This is a genomic window from Stenotrophomonas sp. 704A1 (assembly GCF_030549525.1).
Taxonomy (GTDB): Bacteria; Pseudomonadota; Gammaproteobacteria; order Xanthomonadales; family Xanthomonadaceae; genus Stenotrophomonas; species Stenotrophomonas tuberculopleuritidis.
On record NZ_CP130831.1, the window covers coordinates 1,178,995 to 1,201,310 of the forward strand.

Below are 22,316 nucleotides of genomic sequence, written 5' to 3' on the forward strand. Positions count from 1 at the left end.
ATTGGGCTTAGAATCGAAGGTTCCGCCCCCAGGGGCGGCTTCCCCACATTACACATAGCCTATCCATGTCAGCTTCCCCCCTTGTCGATCGCTGGATCGTACTGAAGTTCGGCGGCACCTCGGTGTCGCGTCGCCACCGTTGGGACACGATCGGGACGCTGGCGAAAAAACGGGCGGAGGAGACCGGCTCGCGTGTGCTGGTGGTGGTGTCGGCGCTGTCCGGGGTGACCAACGAACTGACCGCGATCGCCGATGGCGCCGCCGACAGCCGGGACCGCGTGGCGGCCCTGGTCGAACGCCACCAGGCGTTCCTGCAGGAACTGGGGCTGGGCGCCGACGTGCTGGCCGAGCGCCTGGCCGCGCTGCAGGGACTGCTGGATGATCCACGCGCCGCCACCCGGCCACTGCCGTGGCAGGCCGAGGTACTGGGCCAGGGCGAGCTGCTGTCGTCCACGCTGGGCGCGGCGTACCTGCGTGCGGCGGGCCTGGACATGGGCTGGATGGATGCCCGCCAGTGGCTGGACGCGATGCCGCCGCAGCCGAACCAGAGTGACTGGTCGCAGCGGCTGTCGGTGAACTGCCAGTGGCGCGCCGATGCGGACTGGATGCAGCGTTTCCGCGCGCAGCCGACCCGCATGCTGATCACCCAGGGCTTCATCTCGCGGCACGCCGATGGTGGCACCGCCATCCTCGGCCGTGGCGGCTCGGATACCTCGGCCGCCTACTTCGGCGCGCTGCTGGGTGCCAGCCGTGTGGAAATCTGGACCGATGTGCCGGGCATGTTCAGCGCCAATCCGAAGGACGTGCCGGATGCACGCCTGCTGACCCGCCTGGACTATTACGAAGCGCAGGAAATCGCCACCACCGGTGCCAAGGTGCTGCATCCGCGTTCGATCAAGCCATGCCGCGACGCCGGCGTGCCGATGGCCATCCTGGATACCGAGCGCCCGGAACTGCCGGGTACCAGCATCGATGGCAATGCCGCGCCGGTGCCGGGGGTGAAGGCGATCAGCCGCCGCAACGGCATCGTGCTGGTGTCGATGGAAGGCATCGGCATGTGGCAGCAGGTCGGCTTCCTGGCCGATGTATTCGCGCTGTTCAAGAAGCACGGTCTGTCGGTGGACCTGATCGGTTCGGCCGAAACCAACGTGACCGTATCGCTGGATCCGTCGGAGAACCTGGTCAATACCGATGTGCTGGCCGCGCTGTCGGCCGACCTGTCGCAGATCTGCAAGGTGAAGGTGATCGTGCCGTGCGCGGCGATCACCCTGGTCGGACTGGGCATGCGTTCGCTGCTGCACAAGCTGTCGGACGTGTGGGCCACCTTCGGTCGCGAACGCGTGCACATGATCTCGCAGTCATCCAACGACCTGAACCTGACCTTCGTCATCGACGAAGCCGATGCCGATGGCCTGTTGCCGATCCTGCATGCCGAGCTGATCGACAGCGGCGCGATGCCGGTGGAAGAGACCGAGGTGTTCGGTCCGCGCTGGCGTGAGATTGCCGGCACCGTGCGCCCGCGCGGCACGCCGTGGTGGCGGGGCCAGCGTGCCCACCTGCTGCAGCTGGCCGATGCCGGTACACCGCGCTATGTCTATCACCTGCCGACCGTGCGTGCCCGCGCGCGCGCGCTGGCCGCGATCAAGCCGATCGACCAGCGCTACTACGCGATCAAGGCCAACAGCCACCCCGCGATCCTGCAGCTGCTGGAAGCGGAGGGCTTCGGCCTGGAGTGCGTGTCGCACGGCGAACTGAAGCATGTGTTCCAGGCAATCCCGGAACTGTCGCCCAAGCGCGTGCTGTTCACCCCCAGCTTCTGCCCGCGCAGCGAGTACGAGGCCGCGTTCGCGCTCGGCGTGACCGTCACCGTGGACAACGTGGAGGCGCTGCAGCGCTGGCCGGACCTGTTCCGCAACCGCGAGCTGTGGCTGCGCGTCGACCTGGGCCGCGGTGAGGGCCACCACGCCAAGGTCCGTACCGGCGGCAAGGACTCCAAGTTCGGCCTGCCGATTGCCCGCGTGGACGATTTCGTGCGCGCTGCCACCGAACTGGGCAGCCGCGTGGTCGGTCTGCACGCGCACCTCGGCAGCGGCGTGGAAACCGCGCAGCATTGGCGCCTGATGTGCGATGAGCTGGCCGGTTTCGCCCGTCGCATCGGCAGCGTGCAGACCATCGACATCGGCGGCGGCCTGCCGATTCCCTACAGCGATGAGGATGAGCCGTTCGACCTGGAGGCCTGGGCCGAGGGCCTGGCCGAGGTCAAGGCGCTGCACCCGGCGTTCCGCCTGGCGATCGAGCCGGGACGCTACCTGGTGGCCGAGTCGGGCGTGCTGCTGACCCACGCCACCCAGGTGGTGGAGAAGGACGGCGTGCGCCGTGTCGGCCTGGACGCGGGCATGAACACGCTGATGCGTCCGGCGTTGTACGACGCCTGGCACGACATCGAGAACCTCAGCCGCCAGGGCGGCTATGCCGAGGCCGCCTTCGATGTGGTCGGCCCGATCTGCGAATCCAGCGATGTGTTCGGCAAGCGCCGCAAGCTGCCGGTGTCGACCGCGCCGGACGATGTGATGCTGATCGCCGATGCCGGTGCCTACGGCTATGTGATGTCCAACACCTACAACCAGCGCGCGATGCCGCGCGAGGACGTGATCGAATGATCGCCGCCTTCCGCGCGCTGCACCCGCCCACCGACATGCCCCGCGCTGCTGCGCGGGGGCGTGCCTGACCGGATACACCATGACTGCTTTCGATAAACACCAGGTTTCCCGCTTCCGCTTCGTCCGCTGCGAATTCGCCGCGGACACCGGCGTGGCCCAGCTGGTCTATGCCTTCGATGACGGCCCGGAGATGGTGGAAACCATCACCGTGCCCGGCGCCCCGTTCGTGCTGGACACGGAACGCGCGGCAGCGGTACAGCGCGCGCTGCAGCTGCTGCACCTGATTGCCGGTGTCAGCTACTACAAGGCCGGGGTGCCCGATACCGTCAGCATCGACAGCTATGCGATCGATGCCGGTACTGCAGCCCTGGTGGAGACCATCTACCTCAACGGCCTGGGTGAATTCGCCTACCGCAACGGCCTGAACCTGCGCGGTCGTTTCCGCCTGCCGGTACAGGGCGAAGCGGTGCCGGCGCCGGTGCTGGGCCTGCAGCCGCATGCGCTGGTGGCCATCGGCGGTGGCAAGGATTCGCTGGTCAGCATCGAAGCGCTGCGCCGTGCCGGCGTGGACGAGACGGTGACCTGGATCGGCGGTTCGCAGCTGATCCGTGCCTGCGCCGAGCGCACCGGCCTGCCGACCCTGAACCTGGGGCGCGCGCTGGCGCCGGAGCTGTTCGAACTCAACCGCCAGGGCGCGTGGAACGGCCACATTCCGGTCACCGCGGTGAACTCGGCGATCATGGTGCTGGCCGCGCTGCTGCAGGGCGTGGACCAGGTGGTGTTCTCCAACGAACGCTCGGCCAGCTATGGCAGCCAGATTCCGGGCACCGGCGAAGTGAACCACCAGTGGTCCAAGGGCTGGGCGTTCGAGCAGGCCTTCGGCGCGCATGTGCAGAAGCAGGTGGCTGCCGATCTGCAGTACTACTCGCTGCTGCGGCCGATGTCCGAGCTGGCGGTGGCCCGCCAGTTCGCCAAGAGTGATTTCTACGACGCGCATTTCTCCAGCTGCAACCGCAACTTCCACATCCTCGGCGAGCGCCCGGTGAACCGCTGGTGCGGCGTGTGCCCGAAGTGCCACTTCGTGTTCCTGGCGCTGGCGCCGTTCATGCCCAAGACCCGCCTGGTGCGCATCTTCGGCCGCAACCTGCTGGACGACATCGAGCAGGCCGGCGGCTTCGACGCGCTGCTGGAGTTCCAGGACCACAAGCCGTTCGAATGCGTGGGCGAAGGCCGCGAATCGCGTGCGGCGATGGCGACCCTGGCGCAGCGCCCGGAGTGGAAGGAAGATGTGCTGGTGAAGCGTTTCTGCAACGAGATCCAGCCGCAGCTGGACGCTGCCGAGCTGGAGCTGGCGCCGCTGCTGCAGCTGCAGGGCGAGCACCGCATTCCGGCCGCGCTGTGGGAACAGGTACGTGAAGATTTCGCAGCTTGAGGGAAAGCGCGTTGCGCTGTGGGGCTGGGGGCGGGAGGGCCGTGCGGCGTTTGCCGTGCTGCGCGCGCGCCTGCCCACGCTGGCCCTGAGCCTGTTCTGCCCGGCCGCCGAAGCCGAGGCGGCGCGTGCGGAAACGCAGGGCGCGCTGGATGTGCGTGGCGAGCCCTCGGCCGAGGCGCTGGCCGCGTTCGAGGTGGTGATCAAGTCGCCCGGCATCAGCCCCTACCAGCCGATCGCGCTGGCGGCGGCAGGGCAGGGCACCGCCTTCATCGGTGGCACCGCACTGTGGTTCGCCGAACACGCGGCCGACGATGGCATCGTGCACGACACCGTGTGCGTGACCGGCACCAAGGGCAAGAGCACCACCACCGCGCTGGTGGCGCACCTGCTGCGTGCGGCCGGCCACCGCACCGGCCTGGTCGGCAACATCGGCCTGCCGCTGCTGGAAGTGCTCGACCCACGGCCCGCACCCGCGTACTGGGCGGTGGAGCTGTCCAGCTACCAGACCGGCGAAGTGGCGCGCAGTGGCGCCCGCCCGCAGGTGGCGGTGGTGCTGAATCTGTTCCCCGAACACCTGGACTGGCACGGCAGCGAGCAGCGTTACATCGAGGACAAGCTGCGGCTGGTGACCGAAGCGGCGCCGCGGGTTGCCGTGCTCAACGCCGCCGATCCGCATCTGGCCGCGCTGTCATTGCCCGACAGCGAGGTGGTGTGGTTCAACCAGCCGCAGGGCTGGCACATGCGCGGCGACATCGTGCACCGCGGCGAACAGGCCGTGTTCGATACCCGCGACACGCCGCTGCCTGGCCGCCACAACCGCGGCAACCTGTGCGCGGTGCTGGCCGCGCTGGAAGCGCTGGGGCTGGATGCGGTGGCGCTGGCACCGGCGGTGCGGGATTTCCGTCCGTTGCCCAACCGCCTGCAGCGTATCGGCGCGGCGGGTGGCCTGACCTACGTCAACGATTCGATCAGCACCACGCCGCATGCCAGCCTGGCCGCGCTGGAATGCTTTGCCGGCCAGCGCATCGCGCTGCTGGTGGGCGGGCACGACCGTGGCCTGGACTGGACCGGTTTCATGCAGCACATGGCGCACGACGTGCCGCCGGTGGAGATCGTGACCATGGGCAGCAACGGCCCGCGCATCCACGCCATGCTGCAGCCGTTGGCCGATGCCGGCCGCTTCGGCCTGCATGCTGCCGCGGATCTGCCCGAGGCCATGGCGCTGGCACGCGCGGCGCTGGGCGCGCGGGGCGGGGTGGTGCTGCTGTCGCCGGGCGCGCCCAGCTTCGGTGCCTACCGCGACTACGTCGCCCGGGGCCGCCATTTCGCCGAACTGGCCGGATTCGACCCGGACAGCATCAGCGCGATTCCGGGATTGGGTATCGGGTAGCGCCGGTTGTTGGCCGGCTGCCAGGGAGTGGCATCCACGCACGGCGTGGAACTCCTGTACAGCAACGCCCGCGCGCGGCGGCCCTTGCGCGCGGTGTGCGCAGGGTTCAGTAGTCGTCGTGGATGAACGCGTAGTCGCCGTCGATCAGCTGCTGCAGGTAGGCATCGAAGCTGGGCGCGATGACCGCATAGCTGTCCGGATCGTGCAGGTAGCGCACCACCTGGCCGACCGTGCCGCCCGGTGCCGGGTCGAAATCCAGATAGAGCATCGAGGTGCCGCCGTTGTTCATGCAGTGCGAGAAGCACAGGCGGCGGCTCATCGGCAGGTCGGGATCGATGCCGGCGCCGAGGATGTCCGGTTCCTCGTCGAGCCACTCCTCGTAGATCGAGCGGATGCTGTCGTCCCACTGCTGCTGGTCCTCGAAGATCTGTGCGACCGAGCGCAGGTAGTACGGGTAGCTGCCCTCCTCGACATCCGAACCCAGCATGTAGACCACGACCTGGCCACCGGGATACGCGCGGAAGTGCGTGCCGTCCACCCGCGCCAGCAGCGCCAGCAGGCTGTCCGGCACCTGCGGCCACTGCGCGCGCAGCCGTTGCAGGTCTTCGGCGGTTGCGCCGTGGACGAACGCCCATTGCGCGGCATCGTCGGCGGGCAGGCGTGGGATCAGGCCGGACAGGAAGCGATCAATACGTGTCATCGGAAGACGCCAATAGCAGGGCAGGCACAGCCGGCTTCGAGCGTCGAAACCGGCCGTGCAGAACGGCTTCTCAGCGTACCACCTCGACATCGGTGATGTCGTAGAGCGATGTGCCGTACTTGCCATGCGATTCCAAGGTGATCGCGATGCCGAGATCCTCGATGAAGGCACGGACACTGCGATCGCCATCCACCTTGCACTCCAGCCGTATCGCATCGCCGGAAAGCGAAGCAGATACCTCGCGTGCCGGGAAGCGCTCCCCGATCACGCAGGACAACTCGGTGCTGAGTGGCTTTGAAGTGCCGCGTTCCGGATAGAACGCCATCGTCGTTTCAGCGCGGAAGCGGCTGCCGGGTGTCCACGCGGCGGGAAGATCCTGCTTCAGCGATCGGGTCTGCAGCGTGATCGATGCGTCGCGCATTGATGCCAGCTGGAAGAGATTGGCCTTTGACAACCGACGCATGGTGAACGAGGTGTAGTCCTCGGTAATCTTCAACAGCCCGTTGTCGGCCACCATCGTGATGGTGGTGGGCGTGGTCGAGGCGGGCTTTCCCTTGATCCGGTAACGGTAGGTCAGTGATGCAAAACGAGGTGCCAGCAACGGGTTGTCCACGCCATCAACAACGACCTTGGAAACGGGGACATCTTCCAGCCGGCGACCGGCTGACTGCGGTTGCGGGCGATCGGCCGCCGGTACGTCGGGACGCAGCAGGGCCATGATGTCTGCATCCACCGCGCCCTGCAGTGAGCATCCCACCATGGTCCTGCCGTTGCTGGATTCCATCATCAGCACGCGTTCCAGAAGCATGCGTCCGGCGGCGATGCCACCACGATTGGAGGTGGGCAGCCACTGATCACCCGCGCGCACTTCGCTGCGGACGTGCATTCCGCGATCGCCCTGCAGGCGGTCGGCGTGTTCGATCAGTGGCGACAGCTGCTTGACCACTGCATCCAGAGGCGCATCGAAGGTGAATCCCCAGGCCACATAGCGACCCAGTACGCCCAGGTCCGAGGCGTTGTCGAAATAGGCGGTGACCGGCAGGCCGGCAATGCGTGGTTCACCGCGGAGCTGGACTTCATTGGCGGCATCGGAACGGTCCTTGCTCTCGATCCAGTTGATCGTGCCCGTGCCGCCCAGCGACGCGTGCGCAGCCCATGCACCTGCATGCTGGTGCAGGCTGGAGAAGAAACTGGCATCGCAGCGGCTGAACGCGGTGAAGGTTTCGTCCAGGGGGCTGGCGGTCAGCTGGGCGGCGGGGAGCAGCAGAGCAAGCGAAGCAAGCGCGGTGGAACCCAGGGTTTTCACGAAGAGGACATCCTTGTTGGGGAAGGGGGCATGGCTGGACACTAGCTATCGGCCTTCATGCCTGGTCCTGAAGTGCGGGCTGCACTGCCTGCTCCAGCTTCACACCGGCCCCGTACACTCCGGATTCCCTCTTGGTGGAGCAGGCACATGAATCGTTGGCGATGCGGTGTGGCGGTGATCCTGGGGCTGGCGGCGATGCCGGCCTGGGCGGCGATGAAGACCCAGCCGGTGGAGTGGACCCACCAGGGCACGACATTCAGCGGCGTGCTGGTCTACGACGACGGCGACAAGGACAAGCGTCCGGGCCTGGTGATGGTGCCGAACTGGAAGGGTGTGAACGCATCGGCGATCGAGAAGGCCAAGCAGCTGGCCGGCGATGATTACGTGGTGCTGGTGGCCGATGTGTACGGCAAGGACGTGCGGCCGAAGACCGACGCCGAGGCCGGCCCGGTGGCAACCCGGCTGCGCAACGACCGGCCGCTGCTGCGCGCGCGTGCGCTGGAGGCGGTGAACGTGCTGAAGGCGCAGGCCGGCAAGGCGCCGCTGGATGCCAGCCGCATTGGTGCGGTGGGTTTCTGCTTCGGCGGCACCACGGTGCTGGAACTGGCCCGTGCCGGTGCGCCATTGGCCGGTGTGGTCAGCCTGCACGGGGGCCTGGGTTCGCCGCTGCCGGCACAGGCCGGTGGCAGCCATCCGTCGGTGCTGGTGCTCAACGGCGCCGACGACAGGAGCGTGACTGCCGCGGACATCGGCAGCTTCCAGAAGGAAATGGACACGGCCAAGGTCGATTGGGAGTTCACCAACTACAGCGGCGCGGTGCACTGCTTCGCCGAGCGCGATGCCAACAGCCCGCCGGGCTGCCAGTACAACGAGCGGGCGGCCAAGCGCGCGTGGAAGGCGCTGGATGACTTCTTCGAGGAGCGCTTCGAGAAACGTTGAGGCGCGGTGTTCGCCGGGCATGGCCCGGCGCTACCCGATCGCGTGCGGTAGCGCCGGGCCATGCCCGGCGACGCCATCAATGCGAGCGCTGCACCGCGTAACGGGCCAGGCCACGCAGGGCCGCCACCGCATCGTTGTCGCCCAGGCCGTCGAGCGCGCGCTCGGCGGCTTCGGCATATTCCTCGGCCCGGCGGCGGCTGTAGTCCAGGCCACCGGTGGCGTGGATCGCCGCCAGTACCTCCGGCATCGCCGACGCATCGCCGTTCTGCACGATCGTGCGCAGGCGCTGGCGGGTCGCCTCATCCGAGTGCGCCATGGCGTGGATCAGCGGCAGGGTCGCCTTGCCTTCGGCCAGGTCGTCGCCCAGGTTCTTGCCCAGTTCTTCGGCGTTGGCCGAATAGTCCAGCACGTCGTCGGCAATCTGGAAGGCATACCCCAGGTGCATGCCGTAGTCGTACAGGGCCTGCTGGGTGGAGTCGTCCACGCCGCTGGCCAGCGCGCCCAGGCGGGTACCGGCGGCGAACAGCACCGCGGTCTTGCGCTCGATCACGCGCAGGTAGGCGGCTTCGTCGGTATCCGGGTTGTGCACGTGCAGCAGCTGCAGCACTTCGCCTTCGGCGATGCGGTTGGTGGTGTCGGCCAGGATCCGCATCACCGGCATCCGGTCCAGTTCGACCATCAGCTGGAAGCTGCGCGAGTACAGGAAGTCACCGACCAGCACGCTGGGCGCGTTGCCCCACAGGGCGTTGGCGGTGCTGCGGCCGCGCCGCAGGCTGGATTCGTCCACCACGTCGTCGTGCAACAGGGTCGAGGTGTGGATGAATTCGATGATCGCCGCCAGCTGGTGGTGTTCCGGGCCGGCCGAACCGACCGCATGGCCGGCCAGCATCACCAGCATCGGGCGCAGGCGCTTGCCGCCGGCGGAGATGATGTGGTCGGCGATCTGGTTGATCAGCACGACGTCCGACGACAGCCGGCGCCGGATCAGGGCATCGACGGCGGCCATGTCGGCCGCGGCAAGCGACTGGATCTGGGGCAGGCCCAGGGCGGGACGGGTGTCTTCGGTGATGGTCATGCGATCAGGCTTTCAGGCTCGCCGTTGATTATAGGCGCTGCCTGTGAATTCGGGCGGATGGCGTGGCCGGGCGGGCGGCGGCGGCCACGGGGCGTGAATACGTATGCAGGCAGCGCCATCGCCGGGGGGCCGCCGCTAAGCTTGCGGGAGTTGCTTTTCGGCCCGCTCCGGCGGGTCCCGCATGCCCGGAGGGGGGCTGTCGATGTCGCACTATCCATGGTGGCGCGGAGCCGTCATCTACCAGATCTACCCGCGCAGTTTCCTCGACGCCAACGGCGACGGGGTAGGCGACCTGCCCGGCATCATCCAGCGCCTGGACCATATCGCCGCGCTCGGGGTGGATGCGATCTGGATCTCGCCGTTCTTCAGATCGCCGATGGCCGACTTCGGCTACGACATCGCCGACTACCGCGATGTCGACCCGCTGTTTGGCAGCCTGGACGACTTCGACCGCCTGCTGGCCAGGGCGCATGCGCTGGGCCTGAAGGTGATGATCGACCAGGTGCTCAGCCATACCTCGATCGAGCATGCCTGGTTCCGCGAAAGCCGCCAGGACCGCAGCAACCCGAAGGCGGACTGGTACGTCTGGGCCGACCCGCGCGAGGACGGCACGCCACCCAACAACTGGCTGTCGCTGTTCGGCGGTGGTGCCTGGCAGTGGGAGCCGCGCCGCGAGCAGTACTACCTGCACAACTTCCTGGTGGATCAGCCGGACCTCAACTTCCACCATCCGGAGGTGCAGCAGGCCACCCTGGACAACGTCCGCTTCTGGCTGGACCGCGGCGTGGATGGCTTCCGCCTGGATGCGATCAACTTCTGCTTCCACGATGCACAGCTGCGCGACAACCCGGCCAAGCCGGCCGACAGGCGCGTCGGCCGCGGCTTCAGTGCGGACAACCCGTACGCCTACCAGTACCACTACTACAACAACACCCAGCCGGAGAACCTGCCGTTCCTGGAACGGCTGCGCGCGCTGCTGGACGATTACCCGGGCGCGGTGAGCCTGGGCGAGATCTCCTCGGAAGACTCGCTGGCGACCACCGCCGAGTACACCCAGGACGGCCGCCTGCACATGGGCTACAGCTTCGAGCTGCTGGTGAACGACTACAGCGTCGCCTACATCCGCGACACGGTGTCACGCCTGGAGGCCGCGATGACCCAGGGCTGGCCGTGCTGGGCGGTGTCCAACCATGATGTGGAGCGGGCGGTCAGCCGCTGGGGCGGGCATCCGGCCGATCCCCGTCTGGCGCGGATGCTGGTGGCGATGCTGTGCTCGCTGCGCGGCTCGGTCTGCCTGTACCAGGGGGAAGAGCTGGGCCTGGCCGAGGCCGATGTGCCGTTCGAGGCCCTGCAGGACCCGTACGGCATCACCTTCTGGCCGAATTTCAAGGGCCGTGACGGCTGCCGTACGCCGCTGCCGTGGACCGATGCGCCGCTGGCCGGCTTCACCACCGGCACGCCGTGGCTGCCGATCCCGGCCGAGCACCAGGCTGCGGCCGTGGCGGTGCAGGCGCAGGACCCGCACTCGGTGCTGTCGGCCTTCCGCAGCTTCCTGGCCTGGCGGCGCACCCAGCCGGCCCTGCTGCACGGTGACATCCGCTTCCTGGACAGTGCCGAGCCCGTGCTGCTGTTCGAGCGTATGCTTGCAGATGAAACCCTCCTGCTGGCCTTCAACCTGTCGGCCGAGGCCGTGAGCCATCCGCTGCCGGCCGGCGACTGGCAGCAGGTGGCCGTACCGGGTCCGGATGCGGGCACGGTGCAGGGCAATGAACTGCGGCTGCCGCCGCGTGCGGTGTATTGCGCACGACGCAGCTGACCGATTTCTCCGGTGGCGGTACTTGCGGGGACGGGGCCGAAGCGCCCCGTCCCTTTTTTGTGGGCGACGGTCGGGCAGACGGCATCCACGCGTGGCGGGGATGGGGGCTGGCGCGGCACGCGCGCAGAAGAAAACCCGCTGCCTGCGCAGCGGGTTTGTGGTCCTGCTCCCCGTGTTGCGTCGCCGGGCATGGCCCGGCGCTACCCATCGACCGCCGGGCATGGCCCGGCGCTACCGGCGGTCGCCGCTGGTCAGAACGTGTAGTTCACACCCAGCACGTAGGTGCGGCCCCACTCGATGTACTCCAGCGGACGATCCTTGGTGCCGGCGTAGGTGCGGTACGGCTCGTTGGTCAGGTTGCTTCCCTGCAGCAGCAGGGTCAGCCCGCGCAGGCTGCTGCTGTCGCTGAAGGTGTAGCTGATCTGCGCATCGGTCACGTTCTCACCCACCACGTAGCGCAGGCTGCGATTGCCGTTGAAGTTGCCGATCTCACCGATGAAGTCCGACCGGCGGCGCTGGCTCACCCGTGCCTCGAAGCCATTGCGCTCGAAGTAGGCGGTGAAGTTGTACACGCGCTCGGACAGGCCCGGCAGGCTGATCGGATCATTGCCGACGCTGGAGGCGCTTTCCGGGTCGAGGATCTTGATGTCGCTCTTGTTGAAGGTGGCACTGGCCTGCACGCCGAAACCACGCAGGCTGTCGGTCACCATCTCCAGCGGGAACGACGCGGTCAGCTCCAGGCCCTTCAGGGTGCCGCCCTTGCCGTTCTCCGGAGTGGAGAAGGTGCCGGTGGTCAGCACCGGGGTGGTCATGCCCGGCGGCGGCACATAGCTGCCCAGCAACGCGGTGAAGTCGTAGTTGTCCACCGACTGCGTGTAGACGTAGCTCTTCAGGTCCTTGTAGAAGACCGCGGCGGCCACATAGGCCTTTTCGCCGAAGTACTTCTCGTAGGACAGGTCCAGCGCGGTGGCGCGCCACGGATCCAGCAGCGGGTTGCCGCCGCTGCCGCCGGGGCGGCCGGTGCCGGTGTCCACGCCGAATTCCAGGCCGGCACGCATCTGGTCGACGCGCGGGCGCGCGACCTGCTTGGCGGCGGCGAAGCGCAGCGTCTGCTGGTGCGGGAACATGAAGGCCAGGTTCAAGCTGGGCAGCCAGTCGTTGTAGGTGCGCCCGTTCGAGTACGGCTGGATGTTGCTGCCGGCGGGCTGCGAGCTGTCCCAGTAGCGGGAATCCGAGCTCTGGTCGGTGTGCTGCATCTGCACGCCGATGTTGCCGCGCACGCCAACCTCGCCGATGTCGGCGTTGATGTTCAGCCGTGCCCAGGCGGTGGTGATCTTTTCCTGCACCGTCCACGACTTGGGAATCAGGTAGTCCAGGTTGTCGACCGGATTGAAGGTCATGTAGCGCGCCACCGCTGCCGGCACGTTCCAGGCGGGGATGGTGCCGAGGCCGGCGAAGCCGAGGTTGACCGGGTCGTACTGCAGGTCCGCGGCGATGTTGGCATCGCCCTGTGCACCGAGCAGGATGTTGCCCTCGGACTGGGTCTTGACCTTGCGGCGATCGGCGTAGTTCACGCCGATATCCAGGTCCGGCGCCCACGAGGCCATCGCCTCGGGCAGGGCGATGGTCGCCGCCAGCTTGCCCCCCTTCAGGCGGTCTTCCACGGTGGGCACCTTGCCGTAGCCGGAGCCGTAGATGGTATTGGTCAGGAACAGCGCATCGGGGTTGGAATAATCCAGGCCCGGGCTGATCTGCGAGAACCCGTTCTGGCGCACCACCACGCCCACCGTATCCAGCTGCGGCATCGGCGTCAGCTGCAGGTTGTTCTCCAGGTTCAGCTCATCGCGGGTGGCCTTGGAGTAGTTCAGGTCGGCGACCAGCTTGACGCTGCCGAAGGTGAACTCGTTGTTCCAGCCAAACGCATCGATCTTGTCCTTGCGCTTGTTGTACATGCCGCGCACCAGCGGATACACGCCGCTGGCGGTGCCGCCGGTGAAGGAGTGGTTGCCGTTGACCTGCGGGTTGCTGACCAGCAGGCCCGGGGTGTAGTTGCCGTTGTAGTTGCTGAGATTCAGCTCGAACTGGTTGGCGGTGTCGATCTGCTCGGCTTCGGTGTGGAACGCATCGAAGGTGCTGGTCCAGCTGTTGTTCGGCCGGAACTGGATCGTCGCCATGACGCCGTCGCGCTTGTTGTTGCCGGTACGGCGCAGCGCCTTGATGCCGTCGGAGAAGTAGGTGCCGGCGGCCACGCCCGGACGGTTGCCGGCGTCGGTGTGCTCGGTGGTCCACGGCTCGTACAGGCCCACCTGGTTCTCGTGGATCGGGTTGTCGCTGTGCGCGTAGCCGATCGCGATGCCCAGGGTCTTGTCGAGGAACTGGTCGATGTAGCTGGCGCTGAAGCGGTTGCCGAACTCATCGACATTGGCGGCATCGCCCAGCGAGCTCTTCTGCAGGCGGCCACTGACGGCGATCACGCGGTCGGGGAAGCTCAGCGGACGCGCGGTCTGCATGTCGATGGTGCCCGACAGGCCCTGGCCGACCAGTGCCGCGTCCGGGGTCTTGTACACGGTCACGCCGTTGACCAGCTCGGACGGGTACTGGTCGAATTCGACGCCACGGTTGTCACCGGTGCTGACCACTTCACGGCCGTTGAGCAGGGTGGTGGCGAAGTCCGGCGACAGACCGCGCACGCTGATCACCTGGGCGCGGCCGGCCACGCGCTGCGCGGCCAGGCCGGGCAGGCGCGAGATCGATTCGGCGATGCTGACGTCGGGCAGCTTGCCGATGTCTTCGGCCGAGATGGCTTCCACCACCGAGGTGGCGTCCTGCTTGACCGCGATCGCGTTCTCGATGCCGCGACGGATGCCGGTGACCTGCACCGTATCCAGGTTGGTGGCGGTGGTGGCGGACGGCGGGGTGTCGGTGGACGGCGTGGATTGTGCGGCTGCCAGCGACGGCGTCAGCACGACGGCCAACGCGATGCTCAGCGCGCTGCGCTTGTGGTTCAACATTTTCCCCTCCCAGGCAATGTTGTAGTGCGATTCGTGGTCGTCCCGATGCGGTCCGGGACGTGCGACGCGGTGGCCGCTGTCGTCGCCGCTATGGTAGGCAGCGCGTTCTCCGCGGGAATCACCCTGCATACGTATTCAATGGCGCATGCAGGGGTGTAATCGCTTTCAGATCCCCGTTTCGGTAGCGCCGGGCCATGCCCGGCGAACGTCACGCGAGGTGTTCATCACTTCAACGGCGTGAAGCGGATGGCCTGGCCACCGCCCGGAGCCAGCACCAGCGTCAGCCGGTCGGTGCTGTCCACTTCGCGGGTTTCGCGCCTGAACGCGAACGGGTTGCTGCGGAAATCAGCAGCTTCGCCGTCGCGGTAGATCTCGGCGCGATAGCGCACGCCCGGCTCCAGGAAGCCCAGTGATACCGGCAGCACGCGGCCGTTCTCGTCGGTGATGCTGCCGAGGAACCAGTCGCGGCTGTTGCGGTCGCGGCGCACGAGGGTCACGTAGTCGCCCACTTCACCGTCCAGCACGCGGCTCTGTTCCCAGTCCACCGCCACATCCTCGATGAAGCGGAACGCCTCGCGGTGCTGCAGGTAATGCTCAGGCAGATCAGCGGCCATCTGGATCGGGCTGTACAGCACCACGTACAGCGCCAGCTGGCGGGCCAGGGTGCTGGGAATGGGCTGGCCGTGGCGACCTTTCAGGCTGAGGATCCCGGGGGTGTAGTCCATCGGCCCGGCCAGCATGCGGGTGAACACCAGGTTGACCTCGTGTTCGGGCGGATTCGGTGGCTGGCCCCAGGCGTTGTACTCCATGCCGCGCGCACCCTCGCGCGCGATCCAGTTCGGATAGGTGCGGCGCAGGCCGGTGTCCTTGATCGGTTCATGTGCGTTCACCGAGAGGTGGCGGGCGGCGGCTTCCTGCACCACCTTCAGGTGGTGGCGCGCCATGAACTGGCCGTCGTGCCACTCGCGCCAGAGCGGTCCGCCGGCCGGATTGCGGCGGTCCACCTGGCCGTCATCGCAGACGTAGCCGGTCTTGAACTGGTCCACGCCCAGCCGCGCGTACAGGTCCAGTGCGGCGCCGAGCTGGTCTTCGTAGTGCTCGATGGCGCAGCCGGTTTCGTGGTGGCCGATCAGGTGCACGCCCTGCTTCAGGCCGTAGGCCGACAGCGCCTCGATGTCGAAATCGGGCGTGGCGCGGGTGAAATCGAAGTCGTAGCCGTTGCCGACCCAGTTGCCGTCCCAGCCCGGGTTCCAGCCTTCCACCAGCACGCCGCGGAAGCCGTGCGCGGCGGCGAAGTCGATCACCTTCTTCGTCTTCGCGGTAGTGGCCGCATGCTTCGGCCCGGTCGCCCAGCTCTCGTTGTCCAGATGCATCGACCACCACACGCCCAGGTACTTGGCCGGTTTCACCCAGCTCACATCGCCCAGTGCATTGGGCTCGTTGAGGTTGAGGATCAGGTCGGACTCGACCAGGCCGCCGGCGCGGTCAGCGATCTGCAGCGTGCGCCACGGGGTCGCGAAGGGCAGGGTACGGCGGACCTTCCAGCCTTCGGCCGAGGGCGAGAGCTGCGCGCGCAGGCGCTGGCCTTCGGTGCGGCGCAGCCACATGCCGGCATAGTCGACCAGCGCGGCTTCATGGATGGCCAGGTGCAGGCCATCGCGGCTGCGCAGGGTCATCGGCGTGTGCACCAGCGGGACCTCGCGCAACGGCGTGCGCTGGTACAGGTACTCGTAGTGGATCGGTTCGCCGGCGGGGATCCACCAGGCGGTGGCGTCCGGTGCGATGACGAACTCGGTCAGCTCGTCATCGATGATCGCCTCGCGCAGGTTCGGCTGTTCGGGGAACACGTAGCGGAAGCCGAGCCCGTCGTCGTACACGCGGAACACCACGTCCAGCCGGCGCCGGCTGCCGGTGGTCTCGGCCAGCTGCACGCTCAGCTCGTTGAACCGGTTGCGGGTGACCCGGCGTTCGCCCCAGGGCTGCTCCCAGCGGTCGTCGACACTGCGGCGGGCCTGCCCGAGCAGGGCGAAGTCGCGATCCAGGCGGCCATCGCGCAGCACGAACCCGAGCCGGGAATCCTCCACCACGGTCTGGCCCAGGCGCTCGACGCGGTAGTGCGCGCTGCCGTCCCGCAGCACCAGGCTGACCTTGAGCACCTTGTCGGGTGATTCGATGCTGGCAATTTCGGGCGCTGCGGCCTGTGCCAGCGCGGCCAGCGCGTACAGGGCCATGCCGGCCAGGGGCGCGAGCAGCACGCGTAGAGCAGTGGGTGACATCGGCATTTCCCCTCCCAAGGCGCCGTTGGCAGACCCGGACCATAAGCCAGCGCGGCAGCCCGACCGGCGCGTCCGGCGATGAATACGTATGCAGCTGGACGCACGCCACAGCCCCGCGTCTACCATGGAGCCAAGGCGCCTTGAGGGAGGTGCCGCGCCCGCGCACCGGCCATGGCCGCGCGGACCCACAACGGTGCAGAGAGGGAGGGAGGTCGACGGGCGCAAGCCGGTCTGCCGCTTCGATGCTGAAGATCATTTGCCTGACCGCTGCCCTGGGGGCAGCGCTGGGGTCGACCGCGCATGCGGCCGACCTGACATTCGACGGCCGCCAGGCGCGCGCCGAATCCGTTGCCAATGGCGGCTTCGTCCTGCATGCGCCGGACCGTGAGGTACGCATCGCCGCCGCGCCCATGCGCAGCCAGACCGGCAGCGTGCTATTCGATGCGCTGTTCGCGCTGGCCCAGCAGGAAATGGACCAGGACCGGGTGGAGGCCATCCGTGATCCGGCGTTCGATGAAGGCCGCCCGGTGCCGTGCGCGTGCTTCCAGACCGGCGCGCGCTGGCCCTACGTATGGACGCGCGATGTCAGCTTCGCCGCCGACCTGGCGCTGGCCCGGCTGGATCCGGTGCGCACGCGGCAATCGCTGCAGTTCAAACTGTCGGCGCCGCGCGACGGGCATACGTCCGGGCTGTTCGTGGCCCAGGACACCGGTTCCGGCGGCAGTTGGCCGATCAGCAGCGATCGCGTGGTGTGGTTCCTGGCTGCCCGCCATCTGCTGGATGATCCGGCCTTCGCCGACCAGGTCTGGCAGGCACTGCAGGGCACCCTGGCGCAGGACCGGGCGATGGTGTTCGACCCGCAGATGGGGCTGTACCGCGGCGAGACCTCGTTCCTGGACTGGCGCGAGCAGACCTACCCGGACTGGACCCGCGACAACGTCCGCTTCCTCGGGGATTCCTACGCGCTGTCCACCAATGTGCTGCATTACCAGGCGCTGCGCCTGGCGCAGCGGATGGCCGCGCAGCTGGGCGACGCGCGCAGCGTGCAGTACCGCGAATGGGCCGACGCGCTGGCGGTGCAGATCGACGCGCGTTTCTGGCGCGAGGACATGGGCCAGTACATGAGTTACATCGGCGAAGCGGCGCATCCGGTGCCCTACGCCAAGGTCGATCTGCTCGGCCTGTCGCTGGGCATCCTGGCCGACGTGCTGCCCGCCGAGCGCGCCCGGCGCGCGCTGGCCAGCTACCCGATGGGGCCGGCCGGCAGCCCGGTGGTGTGGCCGCAGGAAGCGCAGCAGCCGATCTACCACAACCGAGCGATCTGGCCGTTCGTCAGTGCGTACTCGCTGCGTGCCGCGCGCGCGCTGGACGACGCGCCGCGGATCGCCGCCGAGATCCGCTCGCTGATGCGGGGCGCGGCGCTGGCCGGATCGAACATGGAGAATTACGAACTGGCCAGCCAGGCGGTGCACGTGGACGAAGGTGCACTGAGTGGCCCGGTGGTCAATTCCGAGCGCCAGCTGTGGTCGGTGGCCGGCTATCTGGCGATGGTCACCGAAGGCGTGTTCGGTGTGCAGGATGATGGCCGCGTGCAGCCCAAGCTGCCGGCCGGACTGGTACCCGAACTGTTCGGCGCGCAGCGCCGGATCACCCTCGATACCGGTCGCCACCGCTATGTGCTGGAGCGCCCGAAGCAGGTTGGCGCTGGACTGCTGGTGGCCGGCAAGACAAAGACACGTGGCAGGGTGACCACCGTGCAGCTGGTTGCCGCGCCGATGGCGGCGGGCACCGACGTGCCGCACGCCGATGCCAGCACCCGTGCGCCGGCCACCCCGGCTGCGCCACGGGCCACGCGCAGCGGCAGGGGCTGGACCGTGCCGGTGGCCGCCGGGCAGGTGCTGTGGCAGGACGGCACCGCAGTGGCCGCCCGCGCGGGGGTGGTGCGCATCGGCGACGACGGCCTGCAGCACTGCCTGAGCCTGACCCGGCGCGAGGGAGTGCTGGAATCGCTGCACAGCCCGACGCTCTGTGTCGGCCCGCAGCAGGTGCTGCGCGGCGCACAGCGCTGGCAGTTCACTGCAGCACGGGCCGGCCATGTGCGCCTGCGCCTGAAGTACAGCAACGGCAACGGGCCGATCAACACGGGTGTGACCGCGGCGGTGAAACAGCTGGCGGTGCAGTGCAAGGGACAACCGCCGCAACGGCTGACGGTGGCACTGCCGCACAGCGTGGCGGTGCAGGACTCCACGGCGGCCGTGTTCGCGGTGCCGAAGGGACGCTGCACGGTGGTACTGGAAGAGGGCTTCAACATGAGCGCGTTGCAGCACTTCGCGCACTATACCGGCGGCAAGGGCGGGCGCGAGGGCGTGCTCAACCAGGCCACGGTACAGGCGCTGACGGTGGCGCCGGTGGCGGCAGGCGAGGGCGCGCGATGAGCCGTCCGGCAAAACCGCAGCTGTCGTTCTGGCAGATCTGGAACATGTGTTTCGGCTTCCTCGGCATCCAGTTCGGCTTCGCCCTGCAGAACGCCAACGCCAGCCGCATCTTCGAAACGCTGGGCGCGGACATGGAGGCCGTGCCGGGCCTGTGGATCGCCGCGCCGTTGACCGGGCTGCTGGTGCAGCCGGTGATCGGCTACCTGTCCGACCGCACCTGGACGCGCTGGGGCCGGCGCCGGCCGTTCTTCATGATCGGCGCGGTGCTGACCACGCTGGCGCTGCTGGTGATGCCGAACTCGCCGACATTGTGGATCGCGGCAGGGACCCTGTGGGTGCTGGACGCGTCGATCAACGTATCGATGGAGCCGTTCCGTGCCTTCGTCGGCGACCAGCTGGCGCCCCGCCAGCGCCCGGCCGGCTATGCGATGCAGAGCTTCTTCATCGGCATCGGCGCCATTGTCGCCAGCTTCCTTCCGTTCATCCTCGCCCACTTCGGCGTGGCCAACACCGCCGCAGCAGGCGAAGTGCCGGATACCGTGCGCTATGCGTTCTACTTTGGCGCGGTGGTGCTGCTGGCGGCGATCACCTGGACGGTGCTCAGCACCCGCGAGTACTCGCCGGACGAACTGGCCGGGTTCGATGATGCCGAGCCGCCGGCGCATCATGGCAATGCCGTGGTCAGCGGCCCTGCGCCGTGGGCGCAGGTGGTGCTGTGGCTGGGGCTGGGCGTGCTGCTGGCGGTGCTGATCGCGTGGCGGCAGGGCGACAGGATGCTGTACGTGCTGGCCGGCCTGTGCGCGGGCTACGGCGCACTGCTTGCGGCCACGCGGGTACTGCCGGGCACGCATATGCTGTCGACCATCGTCGGCGACCTGCGCGCGATGCCGGTCACCATGCGCCGGCTGGCGTGGGTGCAGTTCTTCTCGTGGTTCGCGCTGTTCGCGATGTGGATCTTCACCACGCGTGCGGTGGCAGGCGTGCATTTCGGCTCAACTGATGTCGAGTCCGTCGCCTACAACGAAGGCGCCAACTGGGTGGGCGTGCTGTTCGGCGCCTACAACGGGTTCGCCGCACTGGCGGCGCTGCTGATTGCGCCGATGGTGCGGGCGATCGGCCTGCGCTGGAGCCACCTGCTCAACCTGTGGCTGGGCGGCGCCGGACTGATCTCGATGATGTTCATCGACGATCCGCAGTGGCTGCTGCTGTCGATGGTCGGCGTCGGCTTCGCCTGGGCCTCGATCCTGTCGCTGCCCTATGCGCTGCTGTCGGACAGTGTGCCGGCGGCGAAGATGGGCGTGTACATGGGCATCTTCAATTTCTTCATCGTGATCCCGCAGCTGGTCGCGGCCAGCGCGCTGGGCTTTGCCCTGCGTGCGTGGCTGGGTGGCCAGCCGATGCACGTACTGGTGCTGGGGGGCTGCAGCCTGCTGCTGGCCGGCCTGTGCGTGCTGCGGGTTCCGTCCCGTCCGGAGGTGGTGTGATGCGTGGTGCGTTGCCTGTTGCGGTTTCCCTTGCCCTGTTCGCCGGCCAGGCCGTGGCCGCGCCGCGCCCGGACTACGTCGGCACCACCGAGCCGTTCGCCAGCGATGCGGTGTACTTCGTGGTCACCGACCGCTTCGTCAACGGTGACCCGTCCAACGATCATCGCGACCAGGGCGGGGAGCACCGTACCTTCGATATTCCGGTGCCATGCCCGGACAAGGTGGATGGCAACATCGGTTACCTCGGCGGTGATTTCCGCGGCGTGCTGGACAACGCGCAGTACATCCGCAACCTGGGCTTCGGCGCGGTGTGGATCACCCCCATCGTCGACAACCCCGATGAGGCCTTCACCGGCAGCAAGGCGATCAGCTGCACCAGCACGCTGACCGACCGCGGCAAGACCGGCTACCACGGGTACTGGGGCATCAACTTCTACAAGCTCGACGAGCATCTGCCCAGCAAGGATCTGGACTTCGCCGGCCTCAACAAGGGCCTGCACGATGCCGGCCTGAAGGTGGTGCTGGATATCGTCGGCAATCATGGTTCGCCGGCCTGGACCATGCCCAAGCGGCAGCCGCAGTTCGGCCAGATCTTCGACAAGGATGGGAAGCTGATTGCCGACCACCAGAACCTGCCGCCGCAGAAGCTGGACCCGCAGCACAACCCGCTGCACGCCTTCTACAACAACATCGGCCCGGTCGACAGCAAGGACGGTTCGATCTTCGACGGCAACCTGGCCGAGCTGGGGGATTTCAACCAGGACAACCCGGCGGTGATGGAGTATCTGGTCGGGGCCTACCTGCAATGGACCGCGCAGGGCGTGGATGCGCTGCGCATCGACACCATCGGCTGGCTGCCGCACCCGTGGTGGCATGAATTCGTCAGCCGTATCCGGGCGCAGCACCCAGGCATGTTCATGTTCGGCGAAGCATTCGACTACAACGCGGCCAGCATTGCCGAGCACACCTGGCCGGCCAATGCCAACGTCAGTGTGCTGGATTTCCCGCTGCGCGGCGCGATGGAGCAGACCTTCGGCACCACCGGCAAGGGCTTTGAAACCCTGGCCGAACCGCTGCACCTGAGCGCTGGCCCGTATGCCAACCCGTACGAGCTGATGAGCTTCTACGACAACCACGACATGCCGCGCCTGCAGGCCAGCGACAACGGCTTCATCGATGCGCACAACTGGCTGTTCACCGCACGCGGCATCCCGGTGCTCTACTACGGCTCGGAAACCGGCTTCATGCGTGGTCGCGCCGAGCACGCCGGCAACCGCGCCTATTTCGGCCAGCCACGCGTGGATGCCGCCCCGCAGAGCCCGATCTTCGCGCCACTGCAGCGCATCGCCCGCTTGCGTCAGGCCACCCCGGCGCTGCAGCGCGGCCTGCAGGTGAACGAGCGCCTGCAGGGCGATGAGGCGGTGTTCCTGCGCGTGCTGCAGCATGCCGATGTGGCGCAGACCGCGCTGGTGCTGCTGAACAAGGGCGATCGTGCCAAGACCTTCCACGTGGACCGCTACCTGCAGGCCGGCCGCTGGCGCGATGCACTGGACGGCGGTGACGTGACGGTGACGCGGGCACTGAAGGCCGAGGTGCCTGCGCACGGCGTCAAGGTCTACGTGCTCGATGCGGTGGTGACACAGCCGGCGCTGCAGGCCGAGCTGGACAAGGCGATGGCCGACCAGCAGGCCCGCGACCAGCGTCTGGGGCGCTGACACCGTCGCCCGGACGCGTCGGTAGCGCCGGGCCATGCCCGGCGCCGCGATACACTAGCGTGCCCGCCTGATGCCCA

The 22,316-nt window shown here is 67.8% G+C and carries 13 protein-coding genes; 8 read left to right on the top strand and 5 right to left on the bottom strand.

Annotated features, from left to right (window positions below):
* The first annotated feature begins 65 nt into the window (after nucleotides 1–65).
* The 3 genes from Q5Z10_RS05480 (at nucleotide 66) to murD (ending at nucleotide 5,482) form a co-directional block, all read left to right on the top strand.
* Entirely contained in the window at nucleotides 66–2,660 is a 2,595-nt protein-coding gene (locus Q5Z10_RS05480; protein WP_303638250.1) for a bifunctional aspartate kinase/diaminopimelate decarboxylase, read from the top strand.
* Between the two features lie 79 nt (nucleotides 2,661–2,739).
* A complete protein-coding gene (murL, locus tag Q5Z10_RS05485) occupies nucleotides 2,740–4,092 on the top strand; it encodes a UDP-N-acetyl-alpha-D-muramoyl-L-alanyl-L-glutamate epimerase (RefSeq protein WP_303638251.1) in 1,353 nt (450 codons plus the stop codon).
* The gene (gene murD / locus Q5Z10_RS05490) at nucleotides 4,073–5,482 is read left to right on the top strand and encodes a UDP-N-acetylmuramoyl-L-alanine--D-glutamate ligase (RefSeq protein ID WP_303638252.1); all 1,410 of its coding nucleotides are present in this window, start codon (nucleotides 4,073–4,075) and stop codon (nucleotides 5,480–5,482) included. Before murL ends, murD begins: the two co-directional genes overlap by 20 nt.
* Before the next feature lie 106 nt (nucleotides 5,483–5,588).
* On the opposite strand, the gene Q5Z10_RS05495 is transcribed toward murD, so the two are convergent.
* Together Q5Z10_RS05495 and Q5Z10_RS05500 are read right to left on the bottom strand one after the other, a co-directional pair.
* Complete coding sequence (locus tag Q5Z10_RS05495; RefSeq protein WP_303638253.1) at nucleotides 5,589–6,182, bottom strand: SMI1/KNR4 family protein; 594 nt, start codon at nucleotides 6,180–6,182, stop codon at nucleotides 5,589–5,591.
* Nucleotides 6,183–6,252: 70 nt separating this feature from the next.
* On the bottom strand, nucleotides 6,253–7,488 hold the full coding sequence (locus Q5Z10_RS05500; protein ID WP_303638254.1) for a hypothetical protein: 1,236 nt from the start codon (nucleotides 7,486–7,488) through the stop codon (nucleotides 6,253–6,255).
* 147 nt (nucleotides 7,489–7,635) lie between these two features.
* Here Q5Z10_RS05500 and Q5Z10_RS05505 point away from each other — a divergent pair, with 147 nt between their 5' ends.
* Complete coding sequence (locus Q5Z10_RS05505; protein WP_303638255.1) at nucleotides 7,636–8,427, top strand: dienelactone hydrolase family protein; 792 nt, start codon at nucleotides 7,636–7,638, stop codon at nucleotides 8,425–8,427.
* A gap of 76 nt (nucleotides 8,428–8,503) precedes the next feature.
* Here Q5Z10_RS05505 and Q5Z10_RS05510 read toward each other — a convergent pair whose 3' ends face one another.
* Entirely contained in the window at nucleotides 8,504–9,502 is a 999-nt protein-coding gene (locus tag Q5Z10_RS05510; RefSeq protein WP_303638256.1) for a polyprenyl synthetase family protein, read from the bottom strand.
* A gap of 202 nt (nucleotides 9,503–9,704) precedes the next feature.
* Between Q5Z10_RS05510 and Q5Z10_RS05515 the strand changes: the two genes are divergently transcribed.
* Nucleotides 9,705–11,318, top strand: a complete 1,614-nt coding sequence (locus Q5Z10_RS05515; protein WP_303638257.1) for an alpha-glucosidase family protein — start codon at nucleotides 9,705–9,707, stop codon at nucleotides 11,316–11,318.
* Between the two features lie 251 nt (nucleotides 11,319–11,569).
* Here the strand turns inward: Q5Z10_RS05515 and Q5Z10_RS05520 are convergent, their stop codons facing one another.
* Complete coding sequence (locus Q5Z10_RS05520) at nucleotides 11,570–14,329, bottom strand: TonB-dependent receptor (protein ID WP_303638258.1); 2,760 nt, start codon at nucleotides 14,327–14,329, stop codon at nucleotides 11,570–11,572.
* A 224-nt stretch (nucleotides 14,330–14,553) separates the two neighbouring features.
* The gene (locus Q5Z10_RS05525) at nucleotides 14,554–16,611 is read right to left on the bottom strand and encodes a glycoside hydrolase family 97 protein (RefSeq protein ID WP_303638259.1); all 2,058 of its coding nucleotides are present in this window, start codon (nucleotides 16,609–16,611) and stop codon (nucleotides 14,554–14,556) included.
* 236 nt (nucleotides 16,612–16,847) lie between these two features.
* Here Q5Z10_RS05525 and Q5Z10_RS05530 point away from each other — a divergent pair, with 236 nt between their 5' ends.
* Genes Q5Z10_RS05530 through Q5Z10_RS05540 form a run of 3 tightly spaced genes read left to right on the top strand, consistent with a single transcriptional unit; the run spans nucleotide 16,848 to nucleotide 22,239 of the window.
* Entirely contained in the window at nucleotides 16,848–19,040 is a 2,193-nt protein-coding gene (locus tag Q5Z10_RS05530; protein WP_303638260.1) for a glucosidase family protein, read from the top strand.
* Nucleotides 19,037–20,524 carry an MFS transporter gene (locus Q5Z10_RS05535; protein ID WP_303638261.1) on the top strand — a complete coding sequence of 496 codons (1,488 nt, stop codon included), beginning with the start codon at nucleotides 19,037–19,039 and terminating at the stop codon, nucleotides 20,522–20,524. Before Q5Z10_RS05530 ends, Q5Z10_RS05535 begins: the two co-directional genes overlap by 4 nt.
* Nucleotides 20,524–22,239: an alpha-amylase family glycosyl hydrolase gene (locus Q5Z10_RS05540; protein ID WP_303638262.1), complete on the top strand. Its 1,716-nt coding sequence runs from the start codon at nucleotides 20,524–20,526 to the stop codon at nucleotides 22,237–22,239. The genes Q5Z10_RS05535 and Q5Z10_RS05540 overlap by 1 nt, the downstream gene beginning before the upstream one ends.
* Nucleotides 22,240–22,316 lie beyond the last annotated feature (77 nt).

Bases quoted from the DNA above. Each gene is read 5' to 3' on its own strand.
- Q5Z10_RS05480 (WP_303638250.1), top strand. From the start codon at position 66: ATGTCAGCTTCCCCCCTTGTCGATCGCTGGATCGTACTGAAGTTCGGC.
- murL (WP_303638251.1), top strand. From the start codon at position 2,740: ATGACTGCTTTCGATAAACACCAGGTTTCCCGCTTCCGCTTCGTCCGC.
- Q5Z10_RS05495 (WP_303638253.1), bottom strand. From the start codon at position 6,182: ATGACACGTATTGATCGCTTCCTGTCCGGCCTGATCCCACGCCTGCCC.
- Q5Z10_RS05505 (WP_303638255.1), top strand. From the start codon at position 7,636: ATGAATCGTTGGCGATGCGGTGTGGCGGTGATCCTGGGGCTGGCGGCG.
- Q5Z10_RS05510 (WP_303638256.1), bottom strand. From the start codon at position 9,502: ATGACCATCACCGAAGACACCCGTCCCGCCCTGGGCCTGCCCCAGATC.
- Q5Z10_RS05515 (WP_303638257.1), top strand. From the start codon at position 9,705: ATGTCGCACTATCCATGGTGGCGCGGAGCCGTCATCTACCAGATCTAC.
- Q5Z10_RS05520 (WP_303638258.1), bottom strand. From the start codon at position 14,329: ATGTTGAACCACAAGCGCAGCGCGCTGAGCATCGCGTTGGCCGTCGTG.
- Q5Z10_RS05525 (WP_303638259.1), bottom strand. From the start codon at position 16,611: ATGCCGATGTCACCCACTGCTCTACGCGTGCTGCTCGCGCCCCTGGCC.
- Q5Z10_RS05530 (WP_303638260.1), top strand. From the start codon at position 16,848: ATGCTGAAGATCATTTGCCTGACCGCTGCCCTGGGGGCAGCGCTGGGG.
- Q5Z10_RS05535 (WP_303638261.1), top strand. From the start codon at position 19,037: ATGAGCCGTCCGGCAAAACCGCAGCTGTCGTTCTGGCAGATCTGGAAC.
- Q5Z10_RS05540 (WP_303638262.1), top strand. From the start codon at position 20,524: ATGCGTGGTGCGTTGCCTGTTGCGGTTTCCCTTGCCCTGTTCGCCGGC.